15 protein-coding genes are annotated in these 17,698 nt (G+C 42.3%); 11 read left to right on the forward strand and 4 right to left on the reverse strand.

Annotated features, from left to right (window positions below; genetic code table 11):
* The first annotated feature begins 14 nt into the window (after positions 1-14).
* The 6 genes from ACK2WI_RS10385 to ACK2WI_RS10410 all read left to right on the forward strand — a co-directional run bounded on the left by ACK2WI_RS10385 (position 15) and on the right by ACK2WI_RS10410 (position 6,375).
* Positions 15-1,109 carry a DUF695 domain-containing protein gene (locus ACK2WI_RS10385; protein ID WP_409150697.1) on the forward strand — a complete coding sequence of 365 codons (1,095 nt, stop codon included), beginning with the start codon at positions 15-17 and terminating at the stop codon, positions 1,107-1,109.
* A gap of 10 nt (positions 1,110-1,119) precedes the next feature.
* Positions 1,120-1,569, forward strand: a complete 450-nt coding sequence (locus tag ACK2WI_RS10390; protein ID WP_093098496.1) for a GNAT family N-acetyltransferase — start codon at positions 1,120-1,122, stop codon at positions 1,567-1,569.
* A 192-nt stretch (positions 1,570-1,761) separates the two neighbouring features.
* On the forward strand, positions 1,762-2,355 hold the full coding sequence (locus ACK2WI_RS10395) for a methyltransferase domain-containing protein (RefSeq protein WP_409150700.1): 594 nt from the start codon (positions 1,762-1,764) through the stop codon (positions 2,353-2,355).
* A complete protein-coding gene (locus ACK2WI_RS10400; RefSeq protein ID WP_093098049.1) occupies positions 2,348-2,557 on the forward strand; it encodes a hypothetical protein in 210 nt (69 codons plus the stop codon). The genes ACK2WI_RS10395 and ACK2WI_RS10400 overlap by 8 nt, the downstream gene beginning before the upstream one ends.
* Positions 2,558-3,160: 603 nt before the next feature.
* Positions 3,161-4,009, forward strand: coding sequence for a DUF3347 domain-containing protein (locus ACK2WI_RS10405; RefSeq protein WP_409150702.1), 849 nt, complete (start codon positions 3,161-3,163; stop codon positions 4,007-4,009).
* Between the two features lie 44 nt (positions 4,010-4,053).
* Positions 4,054-6,375 carry a multicopper oxidase domain-containing protein gene (locus ACK2WI_RS10410; protein WP_409150704.1) on the forward strand — a complete coding sequence of 774 codons (2,322 nt, stop codon included), beginning with the start codon at positions 4,054-4,056 and terminating at the stop codon, positions 6,373-6,375.
* 54 nt (positions 6,376-6,429) lie between these two features.
* On the opposite strand, the gene ACK2WI_RS10415 is transcribed toward ACK2WI_RS10410, so the two are convergent.
* Together ACK2WI_RS10415 and ACK2WI_RS10420 are read right to left on the reverse strand one after the other, a co-directional pair.
* Positions 6,430-7,299 (reverse strand): pirin family protein, encoded by an 870-nt coding sequence (locus tag ACK2WI_RS10415; RefSeq protein ID WP_409150706.1) that lies wholly within the window; start codon positions 7,297-7,299, stop codon positions 6,430-6,432.
* Positions 7,300-7,449: 150 nt separating this feature from the next.
* On the reverse strand, positions 7,450-7,896 hold the full coding sequence (locus ACK2WI_RS10420) for a DoxX family protein (RefSeq protein ID WP_093098056.1): 447 nt from the start codon (positions 7,894-7,896) through the stop codon (positions 7,450-7,452).
* A 183-nt stretch (positions 7,897-8,079) separates the two neighbouring features.
* Here ACK2WI_RS10420 and ACK2WI_RS10425 point away from each other — a divergent pair, with 183 nt between their 5' ends.
* From ACK2WI_RS10425 to ACK2WI_RS10440, 4 genes are read left to right on the forward strand one after another with little or no spacing between them, the layout of a single operon-like run.
* Positions 8,080-8,865 (forward strand): N-formylglutamate amidohydrolase, encoded by a 786-nt coding sequence (locus ACK2WI_RS10425; protein WP_409150708.1) that lies wholly within the window; start codon positions 8,080-8,082, stop codon positions 8,863-8,865.
* Positions 8,852-10,687, forward strand: coding sequence for a flavohemoglobin expression-modulating QEGLA motif protein (locus ACK2WI_RS10430; protein WP_409150709.1), 1,836 nt, complete (start codon positions 8,852-8,854; stop codon positions 10,685-10,687). The genes ACK2WI_RS10425 and ACK2WI_RS10430 overlap by 14 nt, the downstream gene beginning before the upstream one ends.
* A gap of 21 nt (positions 10,688-10,708) precedes the next feature.
* Positions 10,709-11,716 carry a glutathione synthetase gene (locus tag ACK2WI_RS10435; protein ID WP_093098061.1) on the forward strand — a complete coding sequence of 336 codons (1,008 nt, stop codon included), beginning with the start codon at positions 10,709-10,711 and terminating at the stop codon, positions 11,714-11,716.
* Between the two features lie 3 nt (positions 11,717-11,719).
* Complete coding sequence (locus ACK2WI_RS10440) at positions 11,720-12,829, forward strand: hypothetical protein (protein WP_409150711.1); 1,110 nt, start codon at positions 11,720-11,722, stop codon at positions 12,827-12,829.
* Here ACK2WI_RS10440 and ACK2WI_RS10445 read toward each other — a convergent pair whose 3' ends face one another.
* The gene (locus ACK2WI_RS10445) at positions 12,830-13,804 is read right to left on the reverse strand and encodes a YihY/virulence factor BrkB family protein (protein WP_312697756.1); all 975 of its coding nucleotides are present in this window, start codon (positions 13,802-13,804) and stop codon (positions 12,830-12,832) included.
* Between the two features lie 130 nt (positions 13,805-13,934).
* Here ACK2WI_RS10445 and ACK2WI_RS10450 point away from each other — a divergent pair, with 130 nt between their 5' ends.
* Positions 13,935-14,102, forward strand: a complete 168-nt coding sequence (locus ACK2WI_RS10450) for a hypothetical protein (protein ID WP_157739536.1) — start codon at positions 13,935-13,937, stop codon at positions 14,100-14,102.
* 415 nt (positions 14,103-14,517) lie between these two features.
* Here the strand turns inward: ACK2WI_RS10450 and ACK2WI_RS10455 are convergent, their stop codons facing one another.
* Entirely contained in the window at positions 14,518-17,688 is a 3,171-nt protein-coding gene (locus tag ACK2WI_RS10455) for an efflux RND transporter permease subunit (RefSeq protein WP_093098065.1), read from the reverse strand.
* Positions 17,689-17,698 lie beyond the last annotated feature (10 nt).

The raw sequence follows: 17,698 nt of genomic DNA on the forward strand, positions 1-17,698 counted from the left end.
TTAATTCCATAAATATGAGCAGCGAAAAACCCACTTCATCTACCCATTTGATCAACAGCTATCATGAATTCTGGCATTGGTTCGAATCCCGAGCACAGGAATTCTATGATGTCATCAGATCGGGCAAGGATGTTGAAGAAAAGTTCATCAACATTTTTGCTCCAGAGTTGGACAGTGTGGAACCTAGGGTATTTTTCTTGGTCGGTATGGATAAGGATAAAAAGGCGGAGCTGGTCTTTACCCCTGATGGTATCATCAAGAATGTGCTGTGGGCAGAAAAGATTGTCGCCGCTGCCCCTGCTATAGACAATTGGAAATTTAGAGCTCTCAAGCCTGAGTCCAACAATGAAGACTTTGCCATCCGTATGCACGACCTGCAGTTTGATAAAGAAAACATTAAGTTCTACCCTATCCTGCACGACAATTATCCGGATAAAATAGACCTGATGTTTGTTTATGATTCCTATCATGAAGAATCCAGGGAAGAAATCCTTAATGGCATCTTTATCTTTTTGGACAATTATCTAGGTGAGGAAACCATGATCCAATGTATAGATAAGATTGATGTCCGTGGTCCGCTAAACCTACAGGAAGAATTGATCCCTTTGAACAAATTAGTGGATTACATCAAATGGAGAGAGAAGGAATTTGTGGAGAAGTACCAGGATGTCAGACATGATTCCAGCGATGACCGTTTTTCAGGCTTTGAAGGAACAGTCGAAGGTGGCAAACCCATCCTATCGACCATTAACACTTCGGTCTTGGATTGGGACTATAAGGCTTCCCATCCTTGGATCTTGGTGATCATGAATGCTTATGATGCAGAAACGGAGGCTGGTTTCCCAAATCCGGAAACTTATGAGGACATATCTAAACTTGAGGAAGACCTAGAAGCTGAGCTGCCTAGTATAGATGGCTATATCTTCTTGGGATCTGAAACAGTGGATGGCTTGAGGGAAACGTTTATTGCCTGTAGGGAGTTCAGAAAGGCTACGGAAGTGATGGAGAGATTGCTGCAGAAATACCAGAGCCAGCTGAACCTATCCTTTGATTTCTTTAAGGACAAATACTGGCAATCCTTTGAGCGTTATAGAATGGACTTACCCTAATAGCAGAACCATGGACAAATTCTCTATCCGTCGTTATCAGCCTGTTGATTTTCAGGAGGTCATTGGAGTATTCAATACCAATGTCCCAGATTTCTTTGATCCTTCGGAGACCCAGGATCTTTTTCATTATCTGGAACAAGAGATTGAAGATTACTTCGTCATTATCAAAGATGCCCAAATTGTGGGTGCCGGTGGTATCAACTATGATGCTGATGGAATCACTGCTCGCCTTAGCTGGGATTTCTTGGACAGGAATATGCAACAAAACGGTGCCGGAACCATATTGACACAACATCGAATCTTACATGTGCAACAACTGCCCCATATCCAAAGATTGATCGTGAGGACTTCCCAAATGGCAGAAGGCTTTTACCAAAAGATGGGCTTTGAAGTCAAGGAAAGGCTTCCTGATTATTGGGCTAAGGGTTTTGACCTGGTAGTGATGGAATTCAAAGCCTAGCTAAGATCAAAACCGACATTTTTTTAGCTTCGGTATTCCTTTGAATACTTCTTGAGAAAATTTAATCCATTCTCGTCAATCCAACAGGAAATAGCTATGTAACAAAAGATACAGAGCAACATAATATTAATCTACACTTTTGTGCTATTCTTTGTAAGAAATAAGGAGTAGCGTTCTTAAAAAAATCACTCAATGGAAACATCTTTAGATCAGAACTTCTGGAATGAGCGTTGGGAAAACCAACAGACTGGTTGGGATATTGGCTATGCATCTACTCCTATTGTGACCTTTATGGACAGTTATCCAAACAAGGATGCGAGAATTTTGATTCCCGGATGTGGCAATGCCTATGAAGCGGCTTACCTCTTGGAACAAGGCTTTACAGACCTGACATTGATCGATATTGCTCCAAAGGCAATCGAGCAGGTACGGAAGCGGTTTAAGGATGAGCCCAACATCGAAATCATATTAGGCGATTTCTTTGAACATGAAGGCAAGTATGACCTGATGCTGGAACAAACATTTTTCTGTGCGTTAGAGCCGAAACTCCGCCCTGACTATGTAAAAAAAGCTCATTCCCTATTAGGGGATAAAGGACAGATTGCAGGAGTATTGTTTGGAATCGAATTCGAAAAGCAAGGACCTCCATTTGGTGGTTCAGCTGAAGAGTATAAAGAACTATTTGAACCTTATTTCAGACTAGATAGAATGGAGCCATGCTACAATAGCATTGCACCAAGGAATGGAACGGAATTATTTATAAAATTGGAGAGAAAAAATGGATAAAGTAAAAATTTATTTGTCCCAATGGAATGTGATGCGTGTGTTGCGTTTGGTAATGGGTATCCTCATTATTATCCAAGGGGTTAAAGCAGAAATGTGGCTAATTGCCGGATTAGGAGTATTATTCACGATTTTACCTTTAATGAATATTGGAGGTTGTTCGGTAAATGGATCCTGCCAGGTGCCACCGAGAGAAAGAAGATAAAACATTCTCATATTAAAATAGCAAGGTATAATTAATAATAGTTAGTGATTATAGGCCCAGGTTCCCAACTTGGGCCTTCACTTTTATATGCTTTTGCTTTCTAAAAATTTTACATAGCTTTGTAAGTATCACATGATGACGAAGATAATTTACATAATTTGTTTCACCCTAATTGCCCTGATGAGTCCTAAGCATACTGTTGCTTGTTCTGAACATCAGGAAAAGGCATCTATGGAAACAAGTTGCGATACTGATCAACATCATGCGACAAATGAACATGACTGCTGCGATACGAAAACTACTGATCATGCTGACAACAAAAAAGATAACAGTACCTGTGGCGATAGCAATTGTTGCTGCCCTATGATGGCAAACCATAGCTGTTGCCTCTATTCCAATCCAGCATTCGAATTTCATTTCCATACCCCAGCTTACAAGGAGAAAATATCTACTTTATTGGTTTTCCTAGAAACCACTGGATATTCGTCAATTTTCATCCCTCCCAAAATAGCTTAATACATCAATAGAAAACCTTTTTGGTTTTAGAAAGTAATGGCAGGCCTCCGTTTGCCGGGTTATTTATATGTATTAAAATTTTTAAAAATGAAAAAGATATCCTTAATCTTAGGCCTGATCCTTGGTCTAGGTATAAATGCTAGTATAGCACAAATCAACAATGCAAAAACAGTATCGGTAGCCGTAAATGGTAACTGCGGAATGTGCAAGAAGACCATTGAGAGCAATGGATCGGAAGGCAAAATCTCGAAAGTATCCTGGGATTCCAAACAGAAACAAGCGGAAATAACCTTTGATACCATCAAGACCAGCGAAGCGGCTGTCCTGAAGAAGATCGCACAGGCCGGTTATGACAATGCACAATTCAGGGCTCCAGATGATGTATATGCAAACCTACATGAGTGTTGCAGATATGATAGAAGCCATGAAATCAAAGGTGGCCCACATGCCCAAATGAATCATAATGACATGCCAAAGGCAGCAGCCCAGCACGGCGATGCAGAGCAGGCAAAAGGCTTAGCTCCTGTATTCCAGTCCTATCTTGGCTTAAAAGATGCTTTGGTAGGTAGCGACCAGAAAAAAGCAGCCCTTGCAGCCGAGAAATTAGGCCAGAGCATCCAAAAAGTGGATATGAAATCCCTTGCAGATGCTGAGCATACGCAATGGATGAAGCTAAAAGGAAGCTTGGAGAAAGCTTCTGAATCTATTGCAAAGGACAGCAAACTGGATGGCCAAAGGAATACCTTTATGGACCTTTCCAACCATATGTACGAACTGGCAAAGACTTCCAAATCTAGCCAAGGTCTTTATTGGCAATATTGCCCAATGGCAAACAACAATAAAGGCGCCCATTGGCTAAGCAAGGAAGAGGCCATCAAAAACCCTTATTACGGATCAAAAATGATGAGCTGCGGCGAGGTAAAAGAAAAAATCTAAAACCATTGCTGCAGAACTATTATTTTAAAACGTAAGAGGTAATCATGAGAGAACAAATCAAATACCTATTGATCTGTGCGTTTATGTTATGCTCAACTATTGGGTTTTCCCAAAAAGTTGTGCGCTACGACCTGAACGTTACAGACAGTATGGTAAACTATGCAGGTAAGAACCGGAGGGCGGTGGCAGTGAACGGTATGATCCCCATGCCTACGCTGACCTTCACCGAAGGTGATACTGCAGAAATACATGTACACAATAAGCTCAAGGAAGGGACTTCCCTCCATTGGCATGGGGTCTATCTACCGAATAAGGAAGATGGGGTTCCCTTCTTAACGCAGATGCCCATCGAGCCCAATAGCACCTTTACCTATCGCTTTCCTATCATCCAAGATGGAACCCATTGGTATCACAGCCATTCGGGGATGCAGGAGCAGATCGGTATGTACGGGGCGATGATCCTGAAGAAAAGACCTGACGACCCCAATTTCCGGAAAGGCATCGATGACCTTCCTGAGATCCCGGTAGTTTTAAGTGAATGGACCAATATGGACCCAGACAATGTCCATCGGATGCTCCACAATGCCAATGATTGGTTTGCCATCAAGAAAAATGCAACCCAGAGCTATGCAGAAGCAATCAAGGAAGGTCATTTTAAAACTAAGCTGACCAACGAATGGAAGCGTATGGTTGCCATGGATGTCAGTGATGTTTATTATGATCGATTCCTTTTGAATGGTGATTCAGAACAGACCTATTCCCAGTTCAAAGCTGGGGATAAGGTAAGGTTGAGGGTCATCAATGCTGGTGCTTCCTCCTATTTCTGGCTGACTTATGCAGGCGGAAAGATCACTGTTGTGGCCAATGACGGTAATGATGTAGAACCTGTGGAGGTGGACCGATTGATCGTTGGTGTATCAGAAACCTACGATATCGTGGTGACGATTCCCGAGGATGGATTCGCCTATGAATTCATGGCGACTCCAGAGGATAGAACCAATCATGTTTCCATGTATTTAGGTTCAGGAGTCAAGCAATTGGTCAGTCCTTTACCGAAGTTGAAATACTTCGAAGGAATGAAGATGATGAACGACATGATGAAAATGAATGGTGACCTTGATGATATGGGTATGAAGATGAGCCTCCAGAAAATGGACATGAATACCGTTATGTACCCCGAGATCCAAGATCAGAAAGGACATCAGGACCATCAAAACCATGGAGCTCATGATAGCTCAGCAATGAAGGAGGACCATTCTATGCACGATATGGGAAACAAAAATGAGCATGCTGCCGAACAGGATCATTCAGAAATGAAAGCTATGGACCATAGCCAACATGCAAGTTCCGATATCGTGACTTTAAATTATGGCATGCTGCGCTCTCCTACCAAGACCACACTCCCGAAAGACGCCAAAGTAAGGGAAATGAAGTTTGAGTTGACAGGGAACATGAACCGGTATGTTTGGAGCATGGACAATAAAGTCCTTGCTGAAAGCGACAAAATCTTGATAAAAGAGGGTGAAGTTCTAAGGATCGTCTTATATAACAACTCCATGATGCGGCACCCCATGCACCTGCACGGACATGACTTTAGGGTGATCAACGGCCAAGGAGATTACGCTCCTTTAAAGAATGTCTTGGATATCATGCCTATGGAAACCGACACCATCGAATTCCTTTCCAATGTGGAAGGCGATTGGTTCTTCCATTGCCATATCCTTTACCATATGATGGCGGGGATGAACCGCGTGTTTAGCACCGAGGACCAACAGCCAAATCCTTATCTCCCAAATAAGGAATGGGCATATCGCGAACTGCAAAAAGAAAGCAATATGAAACATTTCATGATCCAAAATGATTTTGCGACCAATGGAAATGATGGGGAATTGATGCTACATAACACCCGGTATAGCCTGACCACCGAATGGCGACTGGGTTATTCCGACATGCATGGCTATGAAGTCGAGACCCATTTGGGCCGGTATATCGGTAAAATGCAATGGTTTATGCCGTTCATCGGTTTTGATTATCGCTATAGGCGTATGGACAAGCATGGTCCAGAAAAGAACATTTTCGGACAACGGAACAGCAAAAACGAAAGGGCATTACTATCTGCCGGTTTTACTTATATGCTTCCTATGCTGGTGCGATTCCAGGCAGAAGTGTATCATGATGGAAATGTACGATTGCAATTGATGCGTGAAGACATTCCAGTAACCAAAAGATTAAGAGCCGGAGTTATGGTCAATTCCGATCTAGAATATATGGGCGACCTACGTTATATCCTGACCAAGAATCTCGGAATCCGAACACATTACGATTCGGATATGGGCTTCGGAGTCGGACTGTCGGTCAACTATTAAAAGCAACAAGGGTAGAACAAATGTTCTACCCTTGTTAATTTATCGAAGGAATTATTAATCTTCTAAATAACCGAATTTCCCAGTTTGGAAATCACGGAATGCTTGTTTGATTTCATCTTCGGTATTCATCACAAATGGACCATAAGCTGCAATAGGTTCATTAATGGGCTGACCGCTCAATACCAGTACCAATGCATCTTCTGTTGCTTCCACAGCTATCTTCTCACCATTGTTTTCAAACAGCACAAAATGATCCGTAGCAACATCCTGTCCATTGACTTTCACCGATCCTTCCAGAATCAACAAGCCTGTATTATAGTCAGCAGGAATGTCAAATTCCACTTTGGCAGTTGCTTTCAACTTAGCATTGAACAAATTCACAGGGGTAAATGTACTCGCAGCACCCTTCGTTCCTTTGTATTCTCCTGCTACCACTTCAACATATCCTAATCCACCGTCCACATCCACTTTTGGAATCGCATTATTTTCCAAAGCCTGATATTTGGGAGCAGACATCTTGTGTTCAGCAGGCAGGTTTACCCATAACTGCACCATTTGGAATTCACCTCCATTCTTGCTCCATTCCGATTCATGGAATTCCTTGTGCAGTACTCCGGAGGCTGCGGTCATCCACTGCACATCACCCTCGCCGATGATTCCACCACCGCCACTGTTATCGGCATGCTCTACCCGGCCCTTATAGGCTAAGGTCACAGTTTCAAATCCGCGGTGTGGGTGAACTCCCACTCCCTTCGGAATCTCACTGGCTGGAAAGTTATATTTTGAGTTATAATCAAATACGATAAAGGGATCCATTCTCTGCATTGGAATCGCAGAAGGAATAAAACTATGTACTCTAAATCCGTCCCCTACAAAATGTGGCATTCCAGGTTTGATAATCCTTTCAATTTGTTTTTCTTTCATGGTATTCTCCTTTTTGGTAATACAAAGTTAACCCTTCCTTAACCTGAAAGCGTTGACCTATGGTAAGAAGTAATAGCCAAAAAATTAAGGCCTTGCGAGCAAGGCCTTTCCAATTAATACTAAGAAATCTTTATAGGTGCTTTCCACCTATTAAATTTGTCTTTTATAACCTGGCTTATCCATTGCTTTGTCCAGCGACATCGGTCCTGAACCTACGATCAAGAAATAGATAAGGAGTAAAAGTACCACTAGGGACAACCAAAATTCGGAATTCAAAAAGCTGAATCCATTCGTAATGTTCACAAAGAATACCGCCCCTATTAGGATTGGAATCTGTAAAGCTACAGCCAATCGGGTACACAATCCCAATGCGATGAATATCCCCCCAACTAGGTGGGCAAACACAACATAGTGGACTGCACTCCAAATGGACAATTGAAAATGTGTCTTCTCAATCAAAGTAGCAACTGAATCACGATCCATAATAAAGCTTATTCCTTTTGCAAAGATCAGAATCCCGAGAACAATCCTCATAAAATCGATCCATCTCGGATGATGGGCATCTCCCCAATGTTCAATGCGTTGAATTAGGTTCATAACAACCTCCTTTTTAACTGGTTATATAAATAAAACGCAGATTAAGACCCTGATATTATGTGATTTATTAATTTTTGTAAAATAAATACAATCCATCCTCTTCCTTAAAATCAATAAATCTATCCTAGTCCCACAGAAAACTAATTAATGGGTTTGTTGTTCATTAAGGTAGAAAAGATATTTATGGCAAAATTCACTAAGTATTTCATTAAAAGAATAGATAGCCCATTTTGGGCCTTTGCAATTCATGACGGACAGCAGATCGATCCTTTTATTGATCCATATATCAATCTCAAGGAGGACGAAAGACTGCGTGAGGAGGATCCATTTACAGCCGTAATGGCTGAATTACCGATGAATCAGTTTATCGTCGGCTCCTCTCGGTTCCAACTTGATCTCAACCGAAAGCTTGAAGATTCGGTATACCTACGCCCTGATCAAGCTTGGGGCTTAGAGGTGTGGAAAGATAGTCTACCTGAAAATATTGTTACAGAACTCCACCTAGATCATAAAAATATCTACCAAGAAATCGAGGAACAGATCCAAGAGACCATTGATCAATATGGCTATTTTGTACTGTATGATATCCATAGCTATAATGCCAAAAGAAACGGACCTCAGGAAGAAGTCGACTCCGAAAGCAATCCACAAATCAACCTTGGTACAGCCTATATCGAGCCGAAATGGCGCCCTCTGATCGATCAATTGACTGCATTCATCAGCAAGGAAAACCTGTATGAGGGACCTATTGATATTCGAGAAAACATTAAATTTAAGGGAGGATACTTATCCCAACTGATCAACAAAAAGTTTGGAGAATACGGTTGTGTGGTTTCATTCGAGTTCCGAAAGGATTTCATGGATGAATGGACCGGTGCTCCAGACCTGCCTAGGGTAGTCTCCTGCAAACAGCTTCTAATGAACTCAATCCAGGTCTTAAATCAGTATTTTAAAAATGACTCCAGATAAGAACAAACCCCTATTAAGAATCCTAAACGCAATAAATAAGCGGAATGCAATCCATTACCAGATTCCAAACGTAGGCAAGTTCATCTTCAATAAAATTGTCCCTTATATCTTTATTTATAGAGTGCCCAGCGCAGAAAAAAGGGATAAGATGTTGGTGGACCTAGCTAAAACGGAAAATGCCAGCATCGTATGTCGATCCAAGGAGTTTGATCTGGAGGAATGGATAAAGCCTATTTCGCATCGTCTTGCAGAAGAGTTCGGCGCCTGTCTTTTAGTTGAAGCATGGACGGCAGAACCAGGACAGAAGGAAGACATCATGGTCCACGTTGGTCAGAAGGATATGCTGCCCTTAGCGGAATATTTCCAGAAGAACATCAAAAAGGAAGCCCAGGAAATCAATATCTCCTTGGCAAAGGACCTCAATATACCGCAACCTTTGGATGTCCCTGCCCTGTTCAGCAAGAAGGAATTGCAGAACCGACAGATCCTGTACATGGGGCTTTCCATTAAGCAGAATTATATCGAGGATGAAGATCAGGTCCTACCTATCCTGATGCGCTTATATCGCGAAACCTTAGCTAAGTCCCTTTCCAGACTTTTCTTTGAGTTCCTGCGCGTCTATACCCATTTAAATGCCACCGCACAAAGGCTCAACTTCCATCAGGAACTGACTCCTTTGATGATCGATATCGATAAATCCTTGGCACAGGAAAGCACTAAATTCGATTTCCTATTGATGGTCACCCCATTGAATGCCCATGAAGCCTGGCTGCAGTTCAAAAAAGATAAGTTCTGGAAAACGCCCAAGTTCCTATACCGACCTATGCACATCGACCCTGATTTGGTCAAGCGTAGGCTGTACAATCTACGTATTGAAGATATCTACGACCCGACCATGGCCTACATCTTCAGGGATAAGCGGACAGAATTGGACTCCATGGTCAGCATGATTGCCGACCGTGGTAAAGAGGACTTCCTACATGGCAGTCTTCAGGTCTTTGGCAACGTCTCAGAGAAGCTATACAAATCAGCAATGGCCATTCTGATGGTGACCGAACCTGAGGAACCCATCAAAAAAAGTGATGATTATATCTCAGCTAATGAGTTCGCAAAACTGGCTAGGGACGAAATCAAGTTCCTTCAGAGGCAGAACGTGGAATTCAACAGTCCTGTCCGTGTCCGGGAAGATATCTCCGGAGTAATGGTCAACCGTGGCGTCCTAAATATCAGCAAGGAATACCGCTTGACCCGCAAGCGTGCCGAAGCCTTGATCCAACATGAGATTGGCACCCATGTGGTCACTTATTTCAATGGTCGGCAACAACCCTTGAGCATCTTCAGCCTTGGGGTACCTGGGTATGAAGAGCTCCAAGAAGGACTTGCCGTACTCGCAGAATATATCGTAGGCGGATTGAACAACGACCGTCTCCGCATTATCGCCGCAAGGGTAATTGCAGTGCAGAACATGCTTTTGGGAAATTCATTTATCGATACCTTCAACATGCTGGTCGAGCAATATAGCTTCCAGCCAGAAACAGCCTTCCAGATCGTTATGCGCGTTTATCGTGGTGGCGGCCTGACCAAGGATGCACTCTACCTAAAAGGGATCATGGAACTTTTGAATTACCTAAAGGATGGGAATAATGTACATCTGCTGATGATGGGGAAAATCCGCAAGGATTACCTGCCCATTATCAAGGATCTCCTGCAAAAGGAGATCTTGATCCCTCCTGCCATTACACCGCGCTATCTTTTCCCGGAGTTCAGTCCCCAATGGAAGGACGTCAAAAGGAAAGGAAGCATCTTTAAATTAATCCAATAAGTAATTTTTTCAACAACATATATGAAAATAGCGATCTTAATCAACCAGTCTCACAAAGAAGAGGAAAAATTTACGACGACCATGCTGGCCCTCAAAGCCCTTGAAAGAGGACATTCCGTTCTTTACATTGGCTTGGCCGATTTTGTTTATGAGGACGAACAGACCGTCTTGGCGCATTGCAGGGTCATAAAGCCCGAACATGGCCTAACCAATGGAGCAGATTTTGTAAAATACCTGAAAGATGCAGAAAAGACATTGGTAGACCTTGGCGAGATTGATGTCCTTTGGTTAAGGTTCGACCCTACCTTGGATATGCTCAACAGACCTTGGGCGGCAGCTGCAGGTATACAATTCGCACAGATTGTCAAAAAGAATGGCCGTTATGTCATCAATGACCCTGATTATCTGGTCCAAGCCAACAACAAACTCTATCTCGAGAATTTCCCCAAATCGGTACGTCCGAAAACCTTGGTCACCAGAAACCATGATGATGTGCTCCGGTTCTTGGAGGAACAAAAAGATAAGATCATCCTGAAGCCATTGAAAGGTTCAGGTGGTAAGAATGTCTTTATGATCGATTACAAAGAACGGCAGAACCTCAAACAAACCGTAGAGGCCATCGCAAGGGATGGTTATGTCATCGCCCAGGAATATCTACCTGAAGCAAAAAAAGGCGATATTAGATTCTTTATGATGGATGGTGAACCTTTGATCGTCGATGGCAAATATGCCGCCGTCAGGAGGGTGCAAAAAGAAGATGAAATCCGTAGCAATATCCACCAAGGTGCAAAACCTGAGGAAGCGATCATTGATGAAAACATCTTAAACCTAGTAGGTCAGGTATCACAGCAATTAAAGGATGATAACATGTACTTGGTAGGCTTGGATATCGTAGGCGATAAGATCATGGAGGTGAATGTATTCAGTCCAGGGGCTTTATACCATGCATCGAAGATTCTGAACAAAGACTTTGCAAATGCCATTATCATGGATTTAGAAAAAAAAGTAAAAGATTTTTACAATAAATAATTGATGAGAAAGCTTGTTCCATGGAGCCTCTTGCTAATGTTCTTAACGAGCATTAACCAAGTCGAGGCTTTTCAGGTAGAGGTATTAGACACCGTTGCGGTAGATTCCGCATTTACAGACCTGCTGTTGCCTGCAAACCCAATTGGGATATCAGGAGCAGATGGAAGCATTTCAATTGATCTGGGCCAAGGAAAATCGCTCTTCCTCTGGGGAGACTCCTTCCTTGGTCCCATTAAGGATAATATCCGCCAATCCCCATCTAAGTTTATCTTAGGAAATACAGCAACTTTATACATCAAAGACTCCATTCAAAGTCTATATTCTGGAAATTTTGAGCAGCCCAGTTCTTTTATTGATGTGAAAGATGAAGAGCGAGGCAAATATTGGTATTGGCCTGGTGATGCCCTGCTTTATAAGAAGCATCTGCTCGTATTTATGGCCAAATACAGCAAAAAGGCAAATGAAAAAGGTCCTTTTGCTTTCCAATACGAAGGCTGTGACTTTCTACTCCTAGACCCCAAAAATTACCAAATCCTTCACCGTGCTCCATTTATTGATGCCAATAACCCCATACATTACGGACATGCCATTATCCGGAAAAATTACGAACTCTATATCTACGGCTCAAAAGCAGACAATAGCAAGTTCAAATCCGAACTGCATGTCATGCGTGCAAGGATCAAAGGGAATAAACTGGAAAGATTGGAATACTGGAATGGAAGCCAATGGGTAAAGGATGCCAGTCAGAGCCAAGCCATCCAGGGAATAACGAGTATGGTATCCGAACAGTTCAGTGTTCGAGAGCTCAATGGGAAGATCGTCTTAGTGAACCAAGATCGGTATCAAATACCCGGAAAGATATATTCCTACACAGCTAATGATTTCCAAGGACCTTTCAGCCAGGAGAAACTACTCTATCAAATAAATGAACCCGAACTAAGAACAGATAGCCTATTTACCTACAATGCCATGTTCCATCCGCAGATCAGAAAGAATAACAAGGTTCTGATCAGCTATAATGTGAACACCTACAGCGAAAGACTCTGGTGGAAGAAAGCATCGGTTTACCGTCCCAGGTTTATTTGGATACCTATAGACAGCATCTTAAATTGATTATTTTTCAATAACCTTTTCCTCCTCAGTTAGTGGCGCGGGGGGGATTTCACTGACATTCCTTTCTATTTCCTTCAGTTCTACATGTACAGCATACTCCGAAGGTTCTATGCTGATGCCATGGAATGTGGCAAATTCTCTTGTAAATATGGCTCCAAAATAAAGGATGGCCGCTGTATAATACACCCACAACAAGATCAGGACAATGGATGCTGCGGTACCATAAGTAGATTCCGTATCGGAGGATTGCAAGTAAAAACCGATCCCAAACCGACCTATAGCAAAAAGAATGGCCGTAAAAAAGGCACCAGCTTTTACAGGTCGCCAGCCTATGGTCACATCTGGCAACACCTTAAAGATCACAGCAAAGAGAATAAAGGTAATCCCGAAGGTCAGGGCAAAATTGATCGCGTCCATCACATAGACGGTCATATCGGGGAAAAACCGCAATAACCTATCCGTAAAGGCCAGGATAATACCATTGACAACCAAAGTCACGACCAATAAGAATCCTAATCCAATGATCAAGGAAGAAGACAGCAAACGGTCCATAATAAGCTTTAACCAGCCCTTTTTAGGCTTTGCCTTCACATGCCAGATCTTGTTTATCGAGTTTTGCATATCTCCAAAAACCGTCGTGGCACCGATGATCAAGGTCACGATACTGACGATCATCGCCAGATTGGATTTACCGGAAAGGCTCAGGTTCTTGATTACATCTTGGATCTGACGGGCAGCGGTCAAGCCGACCAGCTCATTCAATTCAGAAAACAACTTGCCTTTGATGGCATCCTCTCCATAGAAGATCCCTGCAAGGGAAATCATCAAAACCAATATGGGACCAAGGGAAAATATCGTATAATAAGCTAGTGATGCACTGTACTTCATACTGTCCTCATTCATAAATCCCATGACAGTATTCTTTAATATTTGAAAAGTATCCTTAAAAAAACCTTTGCTCTTTTGTTTTTCCATAAATTATCGTTGCTCTCTACCTGTTACAAACAGCCATGAAATTAAAATGTTTGCTGATGCAACCTACAATTGTAAGAACATAAACTAGCCTGCCTTGTTCTATCCATAGTAAATTTTAAAAACGATCATCATGAGTAAACAGAAAGAAACAAGACCAGAAGATTTAGAAAAAGACAAAACCGAACAACCTCGGGAGGAAAATGAAAAGGTGCAATCCGATACTGGGAAACGTCCCGAAGGTGACACCAATCCCCTGCCTCCTAACCCGAATAAGGTCGATGACCACGATGGAGATTAAAAAAACGAAAAAATTAAACGGCCTGGACCCTTGCGGATTCAGGCCGTTAGCATAATAGTTAGTGTGTGTGATTTTTCAATATCTCGATCCAAAAACCGATTTCAAATTTAATACGATTCGTTGGAGGAATTTGCTTGCTACCAAGTACGGTAAAATTCACCACAGAAGGATATAATTCTAAAAAAAGTAAATGCTTTCCATGGTCTCAAAAAAACACAAAACAGCCTTAATCATAAAATAAACATAGATTTTACAGCATTTAAATTACATGTTTAACCATTGACTTTTCCATAAATTTCCATCGTTTTCTAAGCCATTTCCATCCAAATCAGCGGCTAATTTTTCCCTATTATCCATAAAAAAGGCCTGAAACGAATTCCAGGCCTTTGGTATTTAGAAAATTAATTGTTCGAGTTTAGTTATGCTTAACTTCCATTTCATCGACATAATGTTCGTTAGGAACATAATCCGCTTCCATCATTTCTGCATAATCTGTTTTTTCCTTCTTACCCCAACGACGACCGAAACCATCGAAGATTGAGTAAACCACCGGTACTACAACCAAGGTTAATAATAGAGACGATAAAAGTCCCCCGATAATTACAATCGCTAAACCTCTGTTGGTATCTGCACCATCACCTGTCGCCAATGCAATCGGGATCATACCGAATACCATCGCAATAGTCGTCATCAAGATCGGACGTAGACGGGCATGGTTGGCAGCAACCAAGGCATCATGCGTACTATCACCATGTTCTTTCCGGTGGTTGGCAAAGTCAACCAATAAGATCGCATTCTTCGCCACCAAACCAATCAACATGATAATACCTAAGATGGTAAAGATATTCAGAGTCTGGTTCGTTAAAGCTAGCAACAATAACGCTCCGATAAATGACAATGGAATCGAGAACAATACCACAAATGGAGTAGAGAAACTGTCATAAAGTGCAACCATTACTAAGTATACCAATAAGATGGATGCAACCAAGGCTACTCCTAAGGTACCGAAACCCTCAGTTTGGCTCTCCATGTTACCACCCCATACATATACTACACCTGGCTTACGCTCTAATTGAGAGAACCCTGTTTCCCATTCTGCAGCCACCGTACCCATTGGGCGACCAACTACCGAACCTTGTACAGATACAGCAGGTGATTTATCGCGACGTTCCAATAAAGTTGGCCCTGAACCGTAACCTACAGTCGCAAACTGATCCAATGAAATGGTAGCTCCTTGGTTATTGATAAACTTCAAGTTTCTAACATCATTGATATTCGCTCTTCCACTTTCAGCAAAACGGATATTGATATCATATTCGTTATCACCAGCGCGGAATTTATTGTCTGTGTTACCTGAGAATGCAGTCTGCATGGTCATACCCACAGTTGCCACATTCAATCCAAGTGAAGTCATCTTATCACGGTCCACTTGAACGCGGATCTCAGGGTTACCATCTTCCGAAGTCAATTTCACCCCTGTAGCTCCAGGAATATTACGTAAAATCTCTTCCGCTTTGATCGCAAACTCACGTGCATCTTCCAAATCTGAACCCATAACGGTCAATTTCAAAGGCGCTTGCTCTGCTCCCATCAAGCCCATATTTACGGCTGTAACTTTGGAACCGATCAATTTATTCTCCAACTCACGTTTCAATCGAGCTGAATAAACCTTGGAACTTTCTGTATAGGTATCTTTTAAGATTACGTGGATCTCCGACTTATAGCGTGAACCTGCAGTAGACATCACCCCATCTGAAGATTGACCTACCGTGGTAATGATACTTTCTACTTCTGGCTTAGACTCAATGATAGACTCCGCTTTTTGTGTCAGGAAGTTGGTTTTCTCCAAAGACGCATCTTTTTCCAATTCCAACTGGATCATGAATTCTCCCTTATCTGATGCTGGGAAGAAATCGGTACCAATATATCCAAGTCCTACCAATGCGAATGAACCAAAGAATAGAACCAAGGCGATAAACAAAGTTGCCAATTTGGTCTTCCAGTTTTTCAAACACCATTCTAGGATACCTGTGATCCAATGCGTGAATGCGGTCAATCCTGCCTCAAAACCATGTACAATCTTTCCGATAAAGGAATTAGGATTGATATGCTCTAGTTTTCCGAAACGTGAATACAACCATGGCACCACCGTAAAGGAAACCAATAGGGATAATAAAGTGGAAATAATTACCGTCACACAGAACTGTGCAAGAATGTTGGCCACCAAACCTGTTGACATCGCAATCGGTAAGAATACCACCACGATAACCAAAGTAATTGCCGATACGGTAAATCCAATCTCTTTTGCCCCATCATAAGCCGCGCGAACCTTATTCTTACCCATCTCCATATGGCGGTGGATATTCTCGATTACAACGATCGCATCATCGACCAAGATACCTACCACTAGGGATAGACCTAACAAGGACATCAAGTTCAAAGTATAGCCCATCAATAACAAACCGATAAAGGTTGCAATCAAGGACAATGGAATCGCAATCATCGTAATGGCCGCGTTTCTCAAACTGTGCAAGAAGAACAACATGATAAAACCTACCAAGGCAATCGCAATCATTAAATCGTGGATTACGTTGTCTGCTGCGTTCAAGGTATAATCCGTTGAATCGTTCGCAACCCTGATCTGTATATTATCTGTTTTGTAATCAACCTGAACCGTTTCAATGGTTTCTTTTACCAATTTGGAAACCTCTACCGCATTCGCATCCGACTGTTTGAACACCTGCAATAAAATAGTGTTCTTACGATCTAAACGAGCGATTTTCTCGATTTCCTTGATTCCATCCTGAACATCGGCAACATCTTTCAAGAAGATCGTTACACCTGAAGGAGTGGTAATCGGCAAGTTTCTCAACTCTTCCACATCCACCACCTTACCTGCCAAACGGATCGTCGTTCTCGACTCACGTGTACTCACGTTACCCGTAGGGAAATCCAAGTTGGACTGAGCAATTACGTTTTGGATTTGGGAAATGGAAACACCATAACCCTCCGCTTTTTGTGGATCCACGGAAACCTGGATTTCACGTTCTTCACCACCGACCATGTCTACTTTGGCAACCCCAGAGATACGCGCAAAGATCGGCTGTATCTTGTTGTCCAACAGGTCGTACAATTCTTTCTCCGATTGGTTGGAGGTCACCGCCAAGCTCATGATGGCGATATCATCCAAGGAGAATTTATTCAAGGATGGAGCCTCAACGTCTTCAGGGAGGTCATTTAAGACCGCATTGATCTTCCGCTGGGCATCCGTGAGCAGGAAGTTGACATCCGCTCCATCATTCAGGGTGATCATAACAATCGAAACGTTCTCCAAGGAGGTTGATTCCAATTTCTTGATATTTTCCAAAGAGGATACAGCATCCTCGACTTTCTTGGTTACAGTACTCTCAACCTCGGAAGGTGAAGCACCTGGATACACCGTTTGGATGGTAATTACGTTTACCTCAAACTTGGGTATCAACTCATAACCCAATTGGGTATATGAGAATATCCCGCCTAATGTCAATAGTATGAATAATACTATGATCAGACTCGGACGTTTTATCGATATTTCAGTAATCTTCATTTTATGACTT

Origin of the sequence: Sphingobacterium sp. BS-2, from assembly GCF_046161205.1 — a bacterium.
In the GTDB taxonomy this organism is placed as follows: domain Bacteria; phylum Bacteroidota; class Bacteroidia; order Sphingobacteriales; family Sphingobacteriaceae; genus Sphingobacterium; species Sphingobacterium mizutaii.

What these genes read in the sequence shown, in the direction of transcription:
- ACK2WI_RS10385 (WP_409150697.1), top strand. Translation starts at nt 15, where the DNA reads ATGAGCAGCGAAAAACCCACTTCATCTACCCATTTGATCAACAGCTAT.
- ACK2WI_RS10390 (WP_093098496.1), top strand. Translation starts at nt 1,120, where the DNA reads ATGGACAAATTCTCTATCCGTCGTTATCAGCCTGTTGATTTTCAGGAG.
- ACK2WI_RS10395 (WP_409150700.1), top strand. Translation starts at nt 1,762, where the DNA reads ATGGAAACATCTTTAGATCAGAACTTCTGGAATGAGCGTTGGGAAAAC.
- ACK2WI_RS10400 (WP_093098049.1), top strand. Translation starts at nt 2,348, where the DNA reads ATGGATAAAGTAAAAATTTATTTGTCCCAATGGAATGTGATGCGTGTG.
- ACK2WI_RS10405 (WP_409150702.1), top strand. Translation starts at nt 3,161, where the DNA reads ATGAAAAAGATATCCTTAATCTTAGGCCTGATCCTTGGTCTAGGTATA.
- ACK2WI_RS10410 (WP_409150704.1), top strand. Translation starts at nt 4,054, where the DNA reads ATGAGAGAACAAATCAAATACCTATTGATCTGTGCGTTTATGTTATGC.
- ACK2WI_RS10415 (WP_409150706.1), bottom strand. Translation starts at nt 7,299, where the DNA reads ATGAAAGAAAAACAAATTGAAAGGATTATCAAACCTGGAATGCCACAT.
- ACK2WI_RS10420 (WP_093098056.1), bottom strand. Translation starts at nt 7,896, where the DNA reads ATGAACCTAATTCAACGCATTGAACATTGGGGAGATGCCCATCATCCG.
- ACK2WI_RS10425 (WP_409150708.1), top strand. Translation starts at nt 8,080, where the DNA reads ATGGCAAAATTCACTAAGTATTTCATTAAAAGAATAGATAGCCCATTT.
- ACK2WI_RS10430 (WP_409150709.1), top strand. Translation starts at nt 8,852, where the DNA reads ATGACTCCAGATAAGAACAAACCCCTATTAAGAATCCTAAACGCAATA.
- ACK2WI_RS10435 (WP_093098061.1), top strand. Translation starts at nt 10,709, where the DNA reads ATGAAAATAGCGATCTTAATCAACCAGTCTCACAAAGAAGAGGAAAAA.
- ACK2WI_RS10440 (WP_409150711.1), top strand. Translation starts at nt 11,720, where the DNA reads ATGAGAAAGCTTGTTCCATGGAGCCTCTTGCTAATGTTCTTAACGAGC.
- ACK2WI_RS10445 (WP_312697756.1), bottom strand. Translation starts at nt 13,804, where the DNA reads ATGGAAAAACAAAAGAGCAAAGGTTTTTTTAAGGATACTTTTCAAATA.
- ACK2WI_RS10450 (WP_157739536.1), top strand. Translation starts at nt 13,935, where the DNA reads ATGAGTAAACAGAAAGAAACAAGACCAGAAGATTTAGAAAAAGACAAA.
- ACK2WI_RS10455 (WP_093098065.1), bottom strand. Translation starts at nt 17,688, where the DNA reads ATGAAGATTACTGAAATATCGATAAAACGTCCGAGTCTGATCATAGTA.